This is a genomic window from Kitasatospora sp. MBT66 (genome assembly GCF_000710405.2).
GTDB classification, from domain to species: domain Bacteria; phylum Actinomycetota; class Actinomycetes; order Streptomycetales; family Streptomycetaceae; genus Kitasatospora; species Kitasatospora purpeofusca.
The window spans coordinates 232,205-249,513 of sequence record NZ_JAIY01000004.1 but is presented as its reverse complement, the minus strand read 5'-3'; the positions used below and the strand labels follow the sequence as shown (position 1 = coordinate 249,513).

Genomic DNA, 17,309 nt, shown 5'->3' with positions numbered 1-17,309 from the left:
CGACCGGCTCGCCCCTTCGGCCGACCCGGCTTCCGGCCTGCCCGGAACCCGGCGCGCGGCCGCTGTCCCCCGGCGCGCGCGGCGCTCCCGCAGCCCGCCAGCGCGCGCGAACGCAGCGACCCAAGGACTCGACTCGTATGACGGATTCCCGCTTCGTCACCTCCCCGGACCTCCCCGAACCCTCCGAACGCCCCGTCCCCGGCGGCCCGTCCGCCGCGCCGGGCGCCGGTCGGGAGAAGATCGCGATCATCGGGATCGGCTGCCGCCTGCCAGGCGGGGCCAGCGACCACCGCACCTACTGGCAGAACCTCCTCGACGGCAAGGACTGCATCACCCCGACCCCGCGCAGCCGCTACGACGTCGCCACCCTCGGCAGCCGGGAAAAGGCCAAGCCCGGCCGGCTGGTCGGCGGCCGCGGCGGCTATATCGACGGCTTCGACGAGTTCGACCCGGCGTTCTTCGGCATCAGCGGCCGCGAGGCCGACCACATGGACCCGCAGCAGCGGAAACTGCTGGAGGTGGCCTGGGAGGCGCTGGAGGACGGGGGGCAGAAGCCGGCCGAACTGGCGGGCCGTGAGGTCGGCGTCTACGTCGGCGCGTTCACCCTGGACTACAAGATCGTCCAGTTCTCGGACCTCTCCTTCGACACCCTCGCCGCGCACACCGGCACCGGCACCATGATGACGATGGTGTCGAACCGCATCTCGCACTGCTTCGACTTCCGCGGCCCCAGCGTCTCCCTCGACACCGCCTGCTCCTCCTCCCTGGTCGCCGTCCACCTCGCCGTGCAGAGCCTGCAGCGCGGCGAGACCGACCTCGCCCTGGCCGGCGGCACCCTGCTGCACATCGCCCCGCAGTACACGATCGCGGAGACCAAGGGCGGCTTCCTCTCCCTGCAGGGCCGCTCCCGCACCTTCGACGCGTCGGCCGACGGCTACGTCCGGGCCGAGGGCGTCGCGGTGGTCGCGCTCAAGCGGCTCTCCGACGCGCTGCGCGACGGCGACCCGGTCCACGCCGTGGTCATCGGCAGCGGCGTCAACCAGGACGGCCGCACCAACGGCATCACCGTGCCCAACCCGGACGCCCAGGTCACCCTGATCGAGCGGGTCTGCGCCGAGGCCGGGATCGTCCCCGGCAGCCTCCAGTACGTCGAGGCGCACGGCACCTCGACCCCGGTCGGCGACCCGATCGAGGCGGGCGCCCTGGCCCGGGCCCTCGCCGTCGGGCGCCGTCCCGGCGACAAGTGCTACGTCGGCTCGGTCAAGACCAACATCGGGCACACCGAGTCGGCCTCCGGGCTGGCGGGGCTGATCAAGTCCGCGCTCGCCCTCAAGCACCGGACCGTGCCGCCGCACATCAACCTGGAGCGGCTCAACCCGGCGATCGACCCGGCCGCCCTGCCGTACGAGATCCCCACCGAGGTCACCCCCTGGCCGGAGCACGAGGGCCCGGCCCGGGCCGGGGTGAACTCCTTCGGCTTCGGCGGCACCAACGCCCACGTCCTGCTGGAGGCCGCGCCGGAGCCGTCACCGGAGCCGTCACCGGAGCCGTCACCGGTGTCCGTACCCGCGCTGGCCGGCGCCGCCGACAATGCCACCGCCGCCGACGATGCCACCGCCGCTGCCGGGGGCACCGAGCACGGACCGGCCGCCGGGCGCCCGCGCTGGACGGTGCTGCCGCTGACCGCCAGGGAGGCCGCCGCCCTGCCCGAACTGGCCGCCGGTGTCCAGGCCGAACTGGCCGGCGTCCGCGGCGGCAGCCCGGCCCGCCCGGCCGACCTCGGCCACACCCTCGCCCACCGCCGCCAGCACCACGACGCCCGGCTCTCGGTGGTCTACGACGCCCGCGAGCACGCCGCCCGCGCCTCGCTCGACGAGGCGCTCACCGCCCATCTGCGCGGCGAACCGCACCCCCGGGTCCTCACCGGCCACCGCCGCGAGGCCCGGCACCGCCGGCTCGCCTGGGTCTTCACCGGGATGGGCCCGCAGTGGTGGGCGATGGGCCGCCGCCTGCTCGCCACCGAACCGGTCTACCGGGAGGCCGTCGAGTCCTGCGCCGAGCACCTCGCCGAGCTGGCCGGCTGGTCCCTGATCGACGAGCTCACCGCCGACGAGGCGGACTCCCGGATGGCCGAGACCTGGCTCGCCCAGCCCGCCAACTTCGCCGTCCAGACCGGCCTGGCCGCGCTCTGGCGCAGCCGTGGCGTGCGGCCGGACGCGATCGTCGGCCACTCCACCGGTGAGGTCGCCGCCTTCTACGAGGCCGGGGTCTACGACCTCGCCGACGCGGTCAAGGTGGTGTTCCACCGCAGCCGGCTGCAGCAGGAGCTGGCCGGCACCGGCGGCATGCTCGCGGTCTCGCTCACCGAGGCCGAGGCGCTGCGCCGGATCCGCCCGTACGGGGGCGCGGTCTCGGTCGCCGCCGTGAACAGCCCCACCGCGCTCACCCTCGCCGGGGACGCCCCGGCCCTCGCCGAACTGGCCGCCGCGCTCACCGCCGAGCAGGTCTTCGCCCGTCCGCTGACCGTCGAAGTCCCGTACCACAGCGCCCGGATGGACCTGATCAAGGACGAGCTGCTGGAGTCGCTCGCCGACATCAAGGCCCGCCCGGCGCAGACCCCGCTCTACCTCACCGGCCGCGAGGGCACCGCGCGCGGCACCGAGCTGGACGCCGGGTACTGGTGGCACAACGTCCGCGACAGCGTCCGCTTCCGGCAGGCCGTGGAGCGGCTCGCCGACGACGGCTACGGCCTGTTCCTGGAGATCGGCCCGCACCCGGTGCTCGGCCGCTCGATCCAGGAGACCGTGGAGGCCCACCCCGGCACGGCCGACCGGCCCGAGCCGCGGACCCTGCCCTCGATCCGCCGCCAGGAGGACGAACAGGCCACCTTCACCGCCTCGCTGGCCGCGCTCCACAACCTCGGTGTCGAGGTCGACTGGTCGGTGCTCCAGCCCGCCGGGCGGATCGTCCCGCTGCCCCGCTACCCGTTCCGGCGCGACCGGCACTGGGTCGAGCCGAGGGCGGTCGCCGAGGTCCGGCAGGGGCTGGTCGACCACCCGCTGCTCGGCCGCCGGCTGCCCGGCGCCGAACCGGCCTGGGAGGCCCGGCTCGACGCCGAGGCCCTGCCCTACCTGGAGGACCACCGGATCCAGGGGGACGTGGTGTTCCCGGCCGCGGGCTATCTGGAGATGGCCGTCCAGGCGGTCCGCGCCCTCACCGGCGGGACGGACGCCGCCCTGGCCGACATCGAGCTGCGCAAGGCGCTGCTGCTGCCGGACGACGAGAGCCGCGCCGTCCGGCTCACCCTCTGCGCCGAGCAGGGCACCTTCACCGTCGCCACCGGCGAGGGCCGCGAGCGCACCGTGCACGCCGTCGGCACCGTCCGCCCCGGCCAGCGTCGCCGGCCCGGTCGGCCGCTGGACGCGGAGGCGGTCCGCGGGCGGGCGCTGCGCCGGCTCGCCGGGGCGGACTGCTACGCCGGACTCGCCGCGCTCGGCTACCACTACGGCCCCGCCTTCCAGGGCATCGAGGAGGTCTGGATCGGCCCCGGCGAGGCACTCGCCCGGATCCGTCCGCCCGCCCCGGTCGCCGGGCAGGGCGAGCGGCACCAGGTGCACCCGGTGGTGATGGACGCCTTCTTCCAGACCCTGCTGACGCCCCAGCTGCTGGCCGACCGGCCGGCGGACGCCCGGGGGATCCGGCTGCCGGTGGCGATCGGGGAGGTCCGGCTGGACGCGGTCGGCGACCGCCCGCTCTGGGTGCACGCCACCGTCACCCGGGGCGCCGGCGCCGAACTCCTCGGCGACCTCGCGGTGTACGAGGAGCAGGGCGCCCCGCTCGGCGGGGTCACCGGCTTCCGGGCCGCCGACGTCGAACGGGCCGCCACCGCGGTCGGCCTCGGCACCATCGACGGCTGGCTCGCCGAACCGGCCTGGGCGGAGCTGCCGGCCGCCGGCGACGCCCCGGACCTGCTGGCCGAGCACCCCGACCACTGGCTGCTGTTCGCCGACGGCGGCGGGGTCGCGGACGCCCTGGCCGAGCGGATCGCCGCCCGCGGCGGCAGCTGCCTGCGGGTCCGCCCCGGCACCGGCTACCTGGCCGCCGCCGACGGCCACCCGGCCACCGTCGAGCCGGGCTCGGCCGCGGACCTGGCCCGGCTGCTCGCCGACCGGCGGGCCGGAGGCGCCCCCGACCCGGCCGCCGTGGTCCACCTGTGGAACCTCGACCGCCCCGGGCTCGCCACCGCCGACCCCGCCACCGCGGCCGGCCACACCGCCCCCGGCGCCTACAGCCTGGTCACGCTCGCCGCCCTGCTGGCGGCCGAACTCCCCGACTGCCGGCTCCATGTGATCACCCGGGCCGCGCAGGCCGTGGCCCCCGGCGAAGCCGTGGAGCCGCTCGCCGCCCCGGCCTGGGGCATCACCCGGGTGCTGCGGCACCAGGAGCTCCCCACCCACCAGGGCAAACTGATCGACCTCCCCGCCACAGGCATCGAGGCGGAGGCCGAGGCGGAGGCCGAGGCCGAGGCGCTGCTGCGCGAGTTCGCGCTGGCCGACGAGGACGAGATCGCGCTGCGCGGCGGCCGGCGGCTGACCAGCCGGCTCCGGACCGCCGAGGGGCTCAGCCGCCCGCTGGCGCCGCGGCTGCGGGCGGACGGCGCCTACCTGGTGACCGGGGCGTTCGGGGCGCTCGGGCAACTGCTCTGCCGCACCCTGGTGAAGCGCGGCGCCCGCCGGCTGATCCTGGTCGGCCGCAGCACGCCGCCGCCGCGCGAGTCGTGGCGCGCGCTCGACCCGGAGAGCCGGGACGGGCAGCGGGCGGCCTTCCTGCGCGAGCTGGAGGAGCTCGGGGCCGAGGTCGTCCCGGCCGCGCTGGACGTCACCGACGAGCCCGCGCTGGCCGCCTGGCTGGCCGAGTACCGGCGGTTGGACCGGCCGCCGGTCCGGGGCTTCTTCCACCTCGCCGGGCAGGTCAGGGACACCCTGGTCGGCGAGCTGGACCGGTCGGCCTTCGACACCGTGTACGGCCCCAAGGTGCTCGGCGCCCTCGCCCTGCACCGGCAGCTGGCCGGGGAGCCGCTGGACCACTTCGTGCTGTTCGCCTCGATCGCCTCCCTGCTGACCACCGCCGGCCAGACCAACTACGCCGCCGGCAACGCCTTCCTGGACGCCCTCGCCCATCACCGCCGGGCGCTCGGCCTGCCCGCGCTCAGCCTGGACTGGGGCCCCTGGGCCACCGGGATGATCGAGGAGCTCGGCCTGATCGACCACTACCGGCACAGCCGGGGCATGAGCTCGCTCGCCCCGGAGACCGGTATGGCCGTGCTGGAGCGGGTGCTCGGCCAGGACCGGGCCCAACTGCTGGTCGCCACCGTGGTCGACTGGCCGGTCTTCCTCTCCTGGTACCCGGCCCCGCCGCCGCTGGTGACCGAACTCGCCGCGGCCGCACGGGAGTCCACGCCGGCCGTCGAACGGACCGGGCTGCTGGACACCCTGCGGACGGCCGGCGAGGAGGAGCGGCGGGCACTGCTCACCGAGCTGTTCACCGAGCTGGCCGCCACCGTGCTGCGGGTGCCGGCCGACCGGGTCGACCCGGCCGCCGGTCTCGGCGGCCTCGGGCTGGACTCGCTGCTGGCGATGGAGCTGCGCGCCCGGCTGAGCGGCGAACTCGGGGTCACCCTCCCGGTGGTGGCGCTGCTCGGGAACGCCCCGGTGGCCGAGCTGGTCGCCCGGCTGCACGAGTCGCTGACCGAGCTGCTGGACGAGGAGCCGGCCGGTCCGGGGGCGGCGGGGGTGGAGCGCTACGAGGACGAGTCCGCGCACCCGCTGACGCACAACCAGAAGGCGCTCTGGTTCCTCAAGCAGCTCAACCCGGACGGCTTCGCCTACAACATCGGCGGCGCGGTCGAGGTTCGGGTGGAGCTGGAGCCCGAGCTGATGGCGGCGGCCTTCCGGGCGATGGTCGAGCGCCACCCGAGCCTGCGGGCGAACTTCACGCTCGACGCCGGCCGGGCGGTGCAGCGGATCTCCGCCGAGGTGGAGCCGGACTTCGACGTCTTCGACGTCGAGCACCTGGCCTGGGACGACATCCACGCGATGATCGTCCGCGAGTACCGCCGACCGTACGACCTGGAGCGGGACCCGCTGGTGCGGTTCCGGCTGTTCCGGCGCGGCCCGGCCCGCTGGGTGATCATGAAGGCCGTCCACCACATCATCTCGGACGCGATCTCCACCTTCACCTTCATCGAGGAGCTGCTGGCCGTCTACGAGGGGCTGCGCCGGGGCCGGGTGCCCGAGCTGCCCCCGGTCGCCGCCCGCTACCTGGACTTCCTCAACCGGCAGAACGCCTTCCTGGCCGGCCGCGAGGCGCCGAGGATGCTGGAGTACTGGCGCTCCCACCTGCCGGCCGAGGTGCCGCTGCTCAGCCTGCCGACCGACAAGCCCCGGCCGGCGGTGCAGACCCACAACGGCGCCTCCGAGTTCTTCGTCCTGGACGAGGAGCTCAGCGCCCGGGTCCACGCGCTGGCCCGCGCGCACAACGTCACCGTCTTCATGGTGCTGCTCAGCGCCTACTACCTGCTGCTGCACGCCTACGCGGGCCAGGAGGACATCATCGTCGGCAGCCCGGTGACGGGTCGCACCGACGAGGAGTTCGCCGGCGTCTACGGCTACTTCGTCAACCCGCTGCCGCTGCACGTCTCGCTGGCCGGCGGGCCGACCGTGGCCGAGCTGCTGGAGCGGGTGCGGACCACCGTGCTCGGCGGGCTGGACCACCAGGAGTACCCGTTCGTGCTGCTGGTGGAGCAGCTCGGGCTGCAGCACGACCCGAGCCGCTCGGCGGTCTTCCAGGCGATGTTCATCCTGCTGCACCACAAGGTGGCCACCGAGAAGTACGGGTACCACCTCGAGTACATCGAACTCCCCGAGGAGGAGGGGCAGTTCGACCTCACCCTGTCCGCCTACGAGGACGAGGCGGAGCGCCGCTTCCACTGCGTCTTCAAGTACAACACCGACCTCTTCCTGCCCGGGACGACGGCGCGGATGGCGCGCCACTACGTCAATCTGCTCGACGCGCTGACCACGGCGGGGCCGGAGCGGGCGGCCACCGGGCTGGAGCTGCTCGGCGAGCGGGAGCGGTCCGTGGTGCTCCGGGAGTGGAGCGGCGCCGACCGGCGGGTGCCGTTCGCCGAGCCGGTCCACGAGCTGGTGCTGCGCGCGGCGGCGGCCGACCCGGCGGCGCCCGCGGTGGCGGTGCCGGCCGAGTCCGGCCCGACCGTCCGGCTGACGTACGGCGAGCTGGCCGGGCGCTCCCGCCGGGCCGCCGTGCGGCTGCGGGCGCTGGGCGCCGGACCGGGCACGGTGGTCGCGCTCTGCCTGGAGAAGTCGCCGGAGCTGATCGTGGCGCTGCTCGCGGTGCTCCGCACCGGCGCGGCCTACCTGCCGCTGGATCCGGGCCACCCGGTGGAGCGGCTGGCGTACCTGGTCGGCCACACCGGGGCCGGGCTGCTGGTCGGCGACGACCGCGAGCGGCTCGGCGGACTCCCGGCCCGGCTGGTCACCACCGCCGAACTCGGTGCCGACGGCACCACCGGTGCCGACGACCCCGACGGCGAGGGCTTCGCCGACGTGCCGGTGGGCCTCGACGACCCGGCCTACGTCATCCACACCTCCGGCTCCACCGGCCGCCCCAAGGCGGTGCGGGTCTCCCACGGCAACCTCGCCTCGGCGTACCGGGCCTGGCAGTCCGAGTACCGCCTGGACATCGACGCCAGGACCCACCTCCAGATGGCCGGCCCCGCCTTCGACGTCTTCACCGGCGACGTGGTCCGCGCGCTGTGCTCGGGCGGCACCCTGGTGCTGGTCGGCCGGGAGCTGCTGTTCAACACCGCCCGGCTGTACGAGGTGATGCGCACCGAGCGGGTGGACGCCGCGGAGTTCGTCCCGGCCGTGGTCCGCACCGTGCTGGACCACTGCGAACGCACCGGGCAGGACCTGGCGTTCATGCGGCTGCTGGTGGTCGGCTCGGACGTCTGGAAGGTCGAGGAGTACCGGCGGCTGGGCGCCCTGTGCGGCCCGCGGACCAGGCTGGTCAACTCCTACGGGCTCACCGAGACCACCATCGACAGCGCGTACTTCGAGGGGCCGACGGACGGCCTGGAGCCCAGCCGGATGGTCCCGATCGGGCGGCCGTTCCCGAACAGCGCCTTCCACCTGCTCGACGCCCAGGGCCGGCCGGTCCCGCCCGGGGTGACCGGCGAGCTGTGGATCGGCGGCTCCGGCGTGGCGCTCGGCTACCTCGGAGACGAGGAGCAGACCGCGCGCCGCTTCGCCACCCTGCCGCTCGGCGGCGCCGACGGCACCGAGCCGGTCCGGCTCTACCGCACCGGGGACCTCGCCCGCTGGGACGCCGACGGCGGGGTGCACCTGCTCGGCCGGGCCGACTCCCAGATCAAGGTGCGCGGCCACCGGATCGAGCTGGGCGAGATCGAGACCCGGCTGGCCGAATGGCCGGAGCTGGCCGGGGCGGTGGTCACCGTCCGGGCGGACCGCGGCGGCGAGCACGTGCTCTGCGCGTACTGCGTGCCGGCGCCCGGCCGGACCTTCGACCACCGGGCGCTGCGCCGCCACCTGGCCGGGCAGCTGCCGACCTTCATGATCCCGACCCACTTCACCGAACTGCCCGCGCTGCCGCTCACCGCCAACGGCAAGGTGGACGTGGCGGCGCTGCCCGAGCCCCGCACGGACGCCGCCGAGGCCGCCGAACCGCCGGTCACCCTCTACGAGGTCCGGATGGCCGAGCACTGGCGCACCCTGCTCGGCATCGAGGAGCCCGGCCTCCAGCACGACTTCTTCGAGTCGGGCGGCTCCTCGATCAGACTGATCGAGCTGATCCACGGGCTGCAGGCCGAGTTCAACATCAGCATCCCGGTCAGCCAGCTGTTCAAGGTCACCACCCTGCACGGGATGGCGAAGACCGTGGAGCACATCATCACCGGCCGGATCGAGGGCGCCCAGCCCTACCTGGGCTTCAACCAGGAGCAGCGGCAGACGCTGTTCTGCTTCCCGCCCGCCGGCGGCCACGGTCTGGTGTACCGGCAGTTCGCCGCGCACCTGCCGGAGTACCGCACGATCGCCTTCAACTACGTGTCCGGGGACGACAAGGTCGACCAGTACGCCGACCTGGTCGAGGCGCTCCAGCCGGAGGGCCCGTGCGCGTTGCTGGGCTACTCGCTCGGCGGCAACCTCGCCTTCGAGGTCGCCAAGGAGCTGGAGCGGCGCGGCCGCGCGGTGCCCAATGTGGTGATCATGGACTCGCACCGGATCCCGGAGTCCTTCGACCTCGCCGACGAGCACCTCCAGGCCTTCGAGACCGAGCTCGCCGAGCACCTGCACCGGCACACCGGCTCCGCCGCCGTCGCCCGGGAGACCCGCGAACAGGCCCGGGACTACCTGCGGTTCTGCAGCCGCACCCCCAACCACGGGGTGGTCGCCGCCGCGCTCAGCGTGATCTCCGACGACGAGAAGGTCGCGCTGTACGAGGCCGGCCGGGACGGCGCCTGGCACGGCAGCTCGGCCACCCGGACGGCGGTCTTCAAGGGCTTCGGCACCCACGCCGAGATGCTCGACCGCGAGTTCATCGCCCACAACGCCGGGCTCGCCCGGTCGATCCTCACCGGAGCCGCCACCCATGCGTCCTGAGACGGCCCCCGGGCGGGCCCCGAGCCTGCCCGCCCCCGCACGAGAGACGGAAGCGACCATGCTCCGGCAGCACCCGCCGCTGACCTACCCGTTCGAGCCCAACGGCCTCGAACTCGACCCCCGCTACGCCGAGTTGCGGGACCAGCCGCTGGTCCGGATCCGGATGCCGTACGGCGACGGCGCCTGGCTGGCCACCCGGTACGAGGACGTCCGGGCGGTGCTCGCCGACCCGAGGTTCAGCCTGGCCGCCGCGATGGGCGAGGACCAGCCCCGGATGCGCCCGGTGTCCCGCACCGGCGCCGGCCTGTTCTCCACCGAACCGCCCGAGCACACCCGGCTGCGCTCGCTGGTGGCCAAGGAGTTCAGCGCCCGCCGGGTGGAGCGGCTGCGGATCCGGGCCGCGGAGCTGGCCGACGAGCTGCTCGACGGCATGCTCGCCGCGGGCGCCCCGGCCGACCTGGTCGAGGACTTCGCGATCCCGATGCCGACCACCATCATCTGCGAGGTGCTCGGCATCCCCGCCGAGAACCACCGGATGCTCTGGGAGTGGGCGGAGACGGTGCTCTCCGCCGTCACCCCGGGCGAGGTGCTCGCGGTCGAGGGGCGGGCGTTCATCGACTACATGGCCGGGGTGCTGGAGCTGCGCGGCCGCGAGCCCGGCGAGGACCTCCTCACCACGCTGGTCCGGGCCTGCCGCGAGCAGCGGCTGATCGGCGAGGAGGAGCTCCTCTCCATCGCCTGCGACCTGCTGATCGCCGGCTTCGTCTCCACCACCAACCAGATCGGCAACTTCTTCCACCAGCTGCTGGTCAACCCCGAGGAGTCGGCACGGCTGCGGGAGCGGCCCGAGCTGATCCCCAGGGCGGTCGAGGAGCTGATGCGGTACGTGCCGCTGCTCACCGGCTTCAGCCTGCCCCGGTACGCCACCGCGGACGTCGAGCTGGGCGGGGTGGTGATCCGGGCCGGCGAGGCGGTGATGATCGCGACCGCCGCCGCCAACCGGGACCCGGAGGTGTTCGAGGAGCCGGAGCGGCTGGTCCTCGACCGGCCGGGCAACCCGCACATCGGCTTCGGCCACGGCGTGCACTACTGCATCGGCGCGCACCTGGCCCGGCTGGAGCTGCAGGTGGCGATCGAGCGGGTGCTGACCCGCCTGCCCGGCCTGCGGCTGGCCGTCCCCGAGCGCGAACTGCGCTGGAAGGAGGCCTCGATGGTGAACGGTCTGCAGGCGCTCCCGATCGCCTGGTGACCGCCGTCGCGGGCGGCCCGACCGGGCCACCGCCAGGCACCGCCAGGCACCACCAGGCAAGGCAAGGACCACGAGGAAGGCCAGAGATGGCACGGCAGAAAGACACCGCACCCCGGCGGGAGTCGATGATCGTCATCGGCGGCGGTCTCGGCGGACTGTCCACCGGGTGCTACGCCCGGATGAACGGCTACCGCACCAGGATCTTCGAGATGCACGAGATCCCCGGCGGCTCCTGCACCGGCTGGGACCGCAGCGACTTCACCTTCGACTGGTGCATCAGCTGGCTGCTCGGCAACGGCCCGGGCAACGAGATGTACCAGATCTGGCTCGAACTGGGCGCGCTCCAGGGCAAGGAGATGCGGCACTTCGACGTCTTCAACATCGTCCGGGGCCGGGACGGCCGGGAGGTCCGCTTCTACTCCGATCCGGACCGGCTGGAGGCGCACCTGCTCGGCCTCTCGCCGGCCGACGCCGCCCCGATCCGCGAGTTCTGCGCCGGGATCCGCACCTTCCGCAAGGCGCTCGCGGCCTATCCGTTCCTCAAGCCGGTCGGGCTGATGGGCCGGCTGGAGCGCTGGCGGATGCTGGCCTCCTTCGTCCCCCACTTCAACACCATCCGCAAGTCGATCACGCTGCTGATGACGGACTTCTCGCAGCGGTTCCGCGACCCGCTGCTGCGCGAGGCGTTCAACTTCATCCTCTACGAGAAGCACCCGGCCTTCCCGGTGCTGCCGTTCTACTTCCAGCTCGCCTCGCACGCCAACCACGCCGCCGGGGTGCCGGAGGGCGGTTCGCTCGCGCTGGCCCGGTCGATCGAGGAGCGCTACCTCGGTCTCGGCGGCGAGATCACCTACAACGCCAAGGTCGAGGAGATCCTGGTCGAGCGGGACCGCGCGGTGGGTGTGCGGCTCAGCGACGGCCGGGAGTTCCGCGCCGACATCGTGGTGTCCGCCGCCGACGGCCACACCACCGTGATGAAGCTGCTCAAGGGCCAGTACCTCAACGACACCTACCGGCGGCTCTACACCTCGCTGATCGACGAGCCGGGCCAGCTGTCGCCCGGGTACGTGTCGCTCTTCCTGGGGCTGCGCAAGCCGTTCCCCGAGGGCGACCCGTGCACCACCCACCTGCTGGGCGAGCGGGAGACGGCGGAGCTGACCGGGATCCGCTGCCCCTCGGTGAACGTGCAGTTCCGCACCCGGCACTACCCGGAGCTGGCGCCGGAGAACTCCACCGTGGTGTTCGCGACGTACTTCTCCGACATCGCCCCCTGGCGGGCGCTGCACGAGGGCCCCGAGCAGTCCTCCCGGGTGCGGCGCGGCGAGGAGCTGCACACCCTGCCGGTCAAGCACGGCCGGGAGTACATGGCGGCCAAACGGCGGGTCCGCAACGGCATCGTCGGCTTCCTGGACGAGCGCTACCCGGGCTTCAAGGACGCGGTGGCCGTCGCCGACGTGTCCACCCCGCTGACCCAGGTCCGCTACACGGGCGTCTACGACGGCACCTTCCCCGGCTGGAACCCCTTCGTGGAGGGCGCCGAGACGGTGGAGGAGGAGATCAAGAAGAGCGGCCCGGTGCTGCCCGGGCTGTCGAACTTCTACCTCTCCGGGGTCTGGGCGACCATCGGCGGGCTGATCCGGGCGGCTGCCGCCGGACGGCACGTCATGCAGTTCGTCTGCCGGGACGACGGGATCGAGTTCACCGCCGGGATCGACCCGAGCGCCCCGATGCCGACCCACCTGGTGATCCCGGTGGGGCGGCCCGCGGAGCCGGGCCGGCGGACGGTGCCGCCCGCGAGCAAGCCTGCGAGCAAGGCCGCGAGCAAGGCCGCGAGCGGCAAGGGCGGCAAGAGCGACGAGAACAGCGAGGACAGCGAGAACGTGCAGACGGGAGCCCTGGCATGAGGATCGAGAAGTGGGTGGTCCGGGAGCACCTGGACGGTGTGCCCGACGTCAACCGGGTCTACGAGAAGGTCGTGGAGGACGTCCGGATCGACCTGCGGCCGGACGAGATGCTCTTCCGGACCAGGTACGTCTCGGTGGACCCGTACCAGAACGGCCTGGCGCTGGAGACGCCGATCGGCCACCACATGGGCGCCGACTCGATCATGGAGGTGGTCGAGGCCGGTCCGGCGGCGGCGTTCGCGGTCGGCGACCTGGTGCAGGGCTTCGGCGGCTGGCGCACCCACGTCGTCCACAACGGCGCCGAGGAGCTGTGGACGACCGGCATCTTCCCGATGGTGTTCCCGGCCTACCGCCGGCTCGACCCGTCCTGGTACGGCGAGCGGCTGCCGGTCTCCACGGCGCTCGGCATCATGGGCGCGCCCGGGATGACGGCCTGGGGCACGCTCACCCGCTTCCTGGAGGTCCGGCCCGGCGACACCGTGGTGGTCAGCGGCGCCTCCGGCTCGATCGGCACCCTGGTGGGCCAGTTGGCGAAGCGGGCCGGGGCCGGCCGGGTGGTCGGCACCACCGGTTCGCCGGGCAAGGCCGAGTACCTGCGCGAGCTGGGCTTCGACGAGGTGGTGCTCTACACCCAGGGCGACGACGCGGAGAAGGCCCGGCAGGCGCTGCTGCTGGCGGCGCCGGACGGCGTCGACCGGTACTTCGACAATCTGGGCGGCACGGTCACCGATGCGGTGTTCACGATGCTGAACGTGGACAGCCGGGTGGCGGTCTGCTGGCAGTGGGCGACCACGGTGAACGGTGAGCTGACCGGGCCGAGGCTGCTGCCGTACATCATGTTCCCGCGCACCACGATCCGCGGCATCTTCGCCCAGGAGTGGTTCACCGAGCCGCTGTTGGCGCAGATGCACCAGGAGCTGGGCGGGCTGGTCCGGGACGGGGAGATCCGCTACCACCAGACCGTGCACAAGGGCTTCGACGAGATCCCGGCGGCCTACCGCAGCCTCTACCTGGACCGCGAGCACAACCGGGGCAAGGTGCTGGTCGAGGTCTGACCCGGCCGGGGCCCGCCGGGACTCCCGGGACCCGCCGGGACTCCCGGGATCCGAGCCGGTCCGCCGGCGGGAGGGGTGCCCTCCCGCCGGCGGCGGATCACTCGTCGTCGAGGTCGATGTCGAAGCCGCCGGCGTCCGAGCCGTCCGGGGTGCCGCTGATCGCGTACCCCTGGCGGCGCGCCTCGTAGCAGGCCACCGTGGCGGCGGCGGAGACGTTCAGCGAGCCGACCCGGCCCAGCTGGGGCACGAACACCACCTGGTCGCAGAGGGCGAGCGCGTCCGCCGTGATGCCGCGGTCCTCGTGGCCCAGCACGAAGGCGACGGCCGGGGTCAGCTCGGCGGCGAACATCGGCACCGCCTCGTCGGCCAGTTCGAGGCCGACCACCTTGAAGCCGTCGGCCTTCGCCGCGGCCACCGCCTCGGCGACGGTGGGGAAGTGCTCCACCTTCAGGTACTTGTCGGTGCCCATCGCGGCCTTCTGCGCGCCGGAGGAGCGCACCGACGGGGTGTCACCGGTGAGGTAGAGCTTCTCCGCGCCCATCGCGGCGCCGGTCCGGACCACCGAGCCGACGTTGAACGGCGACTGGAGGTTCTCCAGGATCATCGCGAGCCGGAACTCGTTGCCACGCCGCCAGGAGCGGTGCAGCCGCTTCAGTTCGGTCCCGCGGAGCTGCTTCACGACGTCGTCCCTCGTCCACTCTCGGGGCCCTCGCCCGCCGTCGGGCGGGGCCGCGCTTCCAGAATCCGGAACCCGTTGACCGAGGTCAGCCGGGTGGTCGGCCAGCCGTGCTCGTTCAGCCACTTCTGCAGCGAGTCCGAGCCGAGGTGCTTCTGCACCACCAGGAAGGCCGAGCCGTCCGGGGTGAGCCGGTCCAGCCACTGCTCCAGCAGCCCCCGCAGCGCCGCCTTGCCGATCCGGATCGGCGGGTTGGAGTAGATCGCCGCGAACCGCAGTTCGGCCGGGACCTCCTCCGGCAGCGCGGCGTGCACATTGCCCAGGCCCAGCGACTCCGCGTTGTCCCGGACCAGGTCCAGGGCGCGGCCGTTGACGTCCACCGCCCAGACCGGGAGCCGCTTGCGGCGGCTCGCCCAGGTCAGCGCGATCGGGCCGTAGCCGCAGCCGATGTCCAGGATCGGGCCGCGCACCCGGGGCGGCGGCGCCTGCTCCAGCAGGATCCGGGTGCCCGGGTCCAACCGGCTGCGGGAGAAGACGCCCGCGTCGGTGCTGAGCTCCAGGGTGAGGTCCGGCAGGGTGACCGTGATCGGCCGGCGCTCGCTGGCGACCTCGGGTGCACCGGAGAAGTAGTGCGAGCCGGACATGCGTTTCCCCGTCGTTCGTAAGGGCCTCGGGGCCACCGGGAGGTGTGGGTAAGCCCTGCTGGTACGGCTCCGATCGTACCCCGGTGCCCGGCGGGGCCCGTGTCCCGCGCGGCGGGGGTCAGGGCGTCCCGGGGGTCTTGCGGGTGGCGACGTTGATCCGGTTCCAGGCGTTGATGGTGAAGCAGAGCGAGATCAGCTGCGCCAGCTCCGGCTCGGGGAAGAGCTCGGCGGCCCGCTGGTACACCGCGTCGGAGACGCCGTCGCCGATGCGGGTGATTTCCTCGGCCAGCGCGAGGGCGGCCCGTTCGCGCTCGCTGTAGACCTCCTCCGGGGCCTCGCGCCAGACCGGGAGCAGATAGATCCGCTCGTCGCTCTCGCCGGCCTTGCGGGCGTCCTTGACGTGCATGTCCAGGCAGTAGGCGCAGCCGTTGAGCTGGGAGGAGCGGACCTGCACCAGCTCGACCAGCGCTGGGTCGAGGCCCGCGCGGGCGGCGGCGTCCAGGGCGATCATCGCCCGGAACACCTTGGGGGTGGTGCGGGCGAAGTCGAGGCGGGCGGTGGTCCGGTGCGTGGTGGTGTTCGTCATGGGTACGAGCCTAGGAACGGGGTGCACCCCGGGCGGGGTGCATTCCGGGCCGGTTTTCCCGGGTCAATTCCCCGGGCGGGCAACACGCCGGGGGGCCGGTGGCGCGTCGCGCCGGGCCGGTGGCCGACGGATACTGCGAGTACCCCAGCGAGCGGGACCCACGGGCCGGGGGAAGCCTCCGAGGAACCTTCGAGGAACGAGGACGGACACCATGCCGCAGAACCACGAGGACTACCTGGACGAGGTCGCCGAGGCCGTGGAGGCGGAGAACGAGGCGGCGGAGGACGAGTACGACGAGCTGGCCGAGCGCCGCGCACTGGGCGCGGACCCGGCCACCGAGGTCGCGGACGTCGCCGAGCAGAGCCGGACCGTCCCGCTGGACGAGGACGAGTACCGGGAGTAGCCGGCCGGGACCCCTCGCCGGGCCCTAGAGCGCCCTGCGGCGCTGGAGCCAGGTGAACGCCGCCCAGCCGGGGAGCACCGGCAGGACGAAGGTGAGCAGCCGGAAGAGCACGACGGCGGCCATCGCGCCGCCCACCCCCATCGAGGGGGCCCGTTCCAGCAGTCCCACCAGCGCGCTGTCCACGAAGCCCGCCCCGCCGGGGGTCGGGGCCGCGTTCCCGGCCGCGTTGCCGACCAGGAACACCACCCCGACCGAGGCGAAGGACGGATCCTGCCCGACCGCCCGGGCGCAGCAGTACAGACAGGCGATCAGGGTCAGCGACACCAGCAACTGCCCGGTGAAGCCGACCGCCAGCCGCCCCGGGTTGCGCAGCAGCTCCACCAGCCGGGGCAGCACCTCGGCGGTCAGCGGGCGCAGCCGGGCGGCCAGCCAGCGCCGGGCCGGCGGCACCGAGGACACCGCGGCCAGCAGGACGCCCGCCACCGCGAGGCCGCCGACCACGGCCGGTAGGGCGTCCAGGTCGGAGCCGCCGGGCTCGACCCCGGTCAGGTAGACGAACGCGCCGAGCTGGAGCAGGTGCAGGGCCAGGCCGAGCAGCTGGCCCACGCCGACGCTGGACAGGGCCTGCGCGGTCGGGATGCCGGCCCGCTGGAGGAAGCGGGTGTTCAGCGCGACGCCGCCGACCCCGCCGGGGGAGACCAGCTTGACGAAGGACCCGGCCACCTGGGCGAGTACGGCGTTGCGGAAGTCCAGCCGTTCGGGGACGAAGCCGACGAAGCCCATCGCCCCCGCGACATGGCCGGCCGCCGCGGCCAGCACGGCGAGGGCGAGCCAGAACGGGTCGGCGTCGGCGAGGGCCGCGATCGGGTTCTGCTCGGTGGCGAACAGCTGCGGCACCAGCAGCCACCCGGCCGCCAGGCCGCCGACGACGGCGAGCAGGGTGCGGGGGCGCAGCCGTTCCAGCCGGACCGGCCGGACGGGCGCCTGCGGGCGGCTGCGGAGCACCTCGGCGCGGATGCCGTCCAGCAGATCGGGGGCGGGTCCCGCGGCGGGCGCGTGGTCGGCAGGCGCGGGGTCGACGGGCGCGGGGTCGA

The 17,309-nt window shown here is 73.9% G+C and carries 9 protein-coding genes; 5 read left to right on the top strand and 4 right to left on the bottom strand.

The annotated features are described in order from the left end of the window. The first annotated feature begins 137 nt into the window (after nt 1–137). The 4 genes from BI06_RS07850 to BI06_RS07835 all read left to right on the top strand — a co-directional run bounded on the left by BI06_RS07850 (nt 138) and on the right by BI06_RS07835 (nt 13,906). Nucleotides 138–9,698: a non-ribosomal peptide synthetase/type I polyketide synthase gene (locus BI06_RS07850; protein WP_082558362.1), complete on the top strand. Its 9,561-nt coding sequence runs from the start codon at nt 138–140 to the stop codon at nt 9,696–9,698. A gap of 58 nt (nt 9,699–9,756) precedes the next feature. After that, nucleotides 9,757–10,947 carry a cytochrome P450 gene (locus BI06_RS07845; RefSeq protein WP_043466678.1) on the top strand — a complete coding sequence of 397 codons (1,191 nt, stop codon included), beginning with the start codon at nt 9,757–9,759 and terminating at the stop codon, nt 10,945–10,947. An 86-nt stretch (nt 10,948–11,033) separates the two neighbouring features. After that, nucleotides 11,034–12,851 (top strand): NAD(P)/FAD-dependent oxidoreductase, encoded by a 1,818-nt coding sequence (locus BI06_RS07840; RefSeq protein ID WP_043466676.1) that lies wholly within the window; start codon nt 11,034–11,036, stop codon nt 12,849–12,851. Then, complete coding sequence (locus tag BI06_RS07835; protein WP_043466673.1) at nt 12,848–13,906, top strand: NADP-dependent oxidoreductase; 1,059 nt, start codon at nt 12,848–12,850, stop codon at nt 13,904–13,906. Before BI06_RS07840 ends, BI06_RS07835 begins: the two co-directional genes overlap by 4 nt. Nucleotides 13,907–14,003: 97 nt before the next feature. Here the strand turns inward: BI06_RS07835 and BI06_RS07830 are convergent, their stop codons facing one another. The 3 genes from BI06_RS07830 to BI06_RS07820 form a co-directional block, all read right to left on the bottom strand. Next, entirely contained in the window at nt 14,004–14,585 is a 582-nt protein-coding gene (locus tag BI06_RS07830) for a TrmH family RNA methyltransferase (protein ID WP_030393624.1), read from the bottom strand. Next, nucleotides 14,582–15,226 (bottom strand): class I SAM-dependent methyltransferase, encoded by a 645-nt coding sequence (locus BI06_RS07825; RefSeq protein ID WP_043466671.1) that lies wholly within the window; start codon nt 15,224–15,226, stop codon nt 14,582–14,584. Before BI06_RS07825 ends, BI06_RS07830 begins: the two co-directional genes overlap by 4 nt. A gap of 118 nt (nt 15,227–15,344) precedes the next feature. Continuing rightward, nucleotides 15,345–15,812, bottom strand: coding sequence for a carboxymuconolactone decarboxylase family protein (locus BI06_RS07820; RefSeq protein WP_043466669.1), 468 nt, complete (start codon nt 15,810–15,812; stop codon nt 15,345–15,347). 211 nt (nt 15,813–16,023) lie between these two features. Here BI06_RS07820 and BI06_RS07815 point away from each other — a divergent pair, with 211 nt between their 5' ends. Beyond that, complete coding sequence (locus tag BI06_RS07815) at nt 16,024–16,215, top strand: hypothetical protein (RefSeq protein ID WP_030393621.1); 192 nt, start codon at nt 16,024–16,026, stop codon at nt 16,213–16,215. Nucleotides 16,216–16,239: 24 nt separating this feature from the next. Here BI06_RS07815 and BI06_RS07810 read toward each other — a convergent pair. Beyond that, nucleotides 16,240–17,309: lysylphosphatidylglycerol synthase transmembrane domain-containing protein (locus tag BI06_RS07810; protein ID WP_199523257.1), on the bottom strand; the 1,070-nt coding region annotated here is incomplete at its 5' end.

Excerpts from the sequence above, each read along its gene's own strand:
- BI06_RS07850 (WP_082558362.1), top strand. The coding sequence starts at position 138 with ATGACGGATTCCCGCTTCGTCACCTCCCCGGACCTCCCCGAACCCTCC.
- BI06_RS07845 (WP_043466678.1), top strand. The coding sequence starts at position 9,757 with ATGCTCCGGCAGCACCCGCCGCTGACCTACCCGTTCGAGCCCAACGGC.
- BI06_RS07840 (WP_043466676.1), top strand. The coding sequence starts at position 11,034 with ATGGCACGGCAGAAAGACACCGCACCCCGGCGGGAGTCGATGATCGTC.
- BI06_RS07835 (WP_043466673.1), top strand. The coding sequence starts at position 12,848 with ATGAGGATCGAGAAGTGGGTGGTCCGGGAGCACCTGGACGGTGTGCCC.
- BI06_RS07825 (WP_043466671.1), bottom strand. The coding sequence starts at position 15,226 with ATGTCCGGCTCGCACTACTTCTCCGGTGCACCCGAGGTCGCCAGCGAG.
- BI06_RS07820 (WP_043466669.1), bottom strand. The coding sequence starts at position 15,812 with ATGACGAACACCACCACGCACCGGACCACCGCCCGCCTCGACTTCGCC.
- BI06_RS07815 (WP_030393621.1), top strand. The coding sequence starts at position 16,024 with ATGCCGCAGAACCACGAGGACTACCTGGACGAGGTCGCCGAGGCCGTG.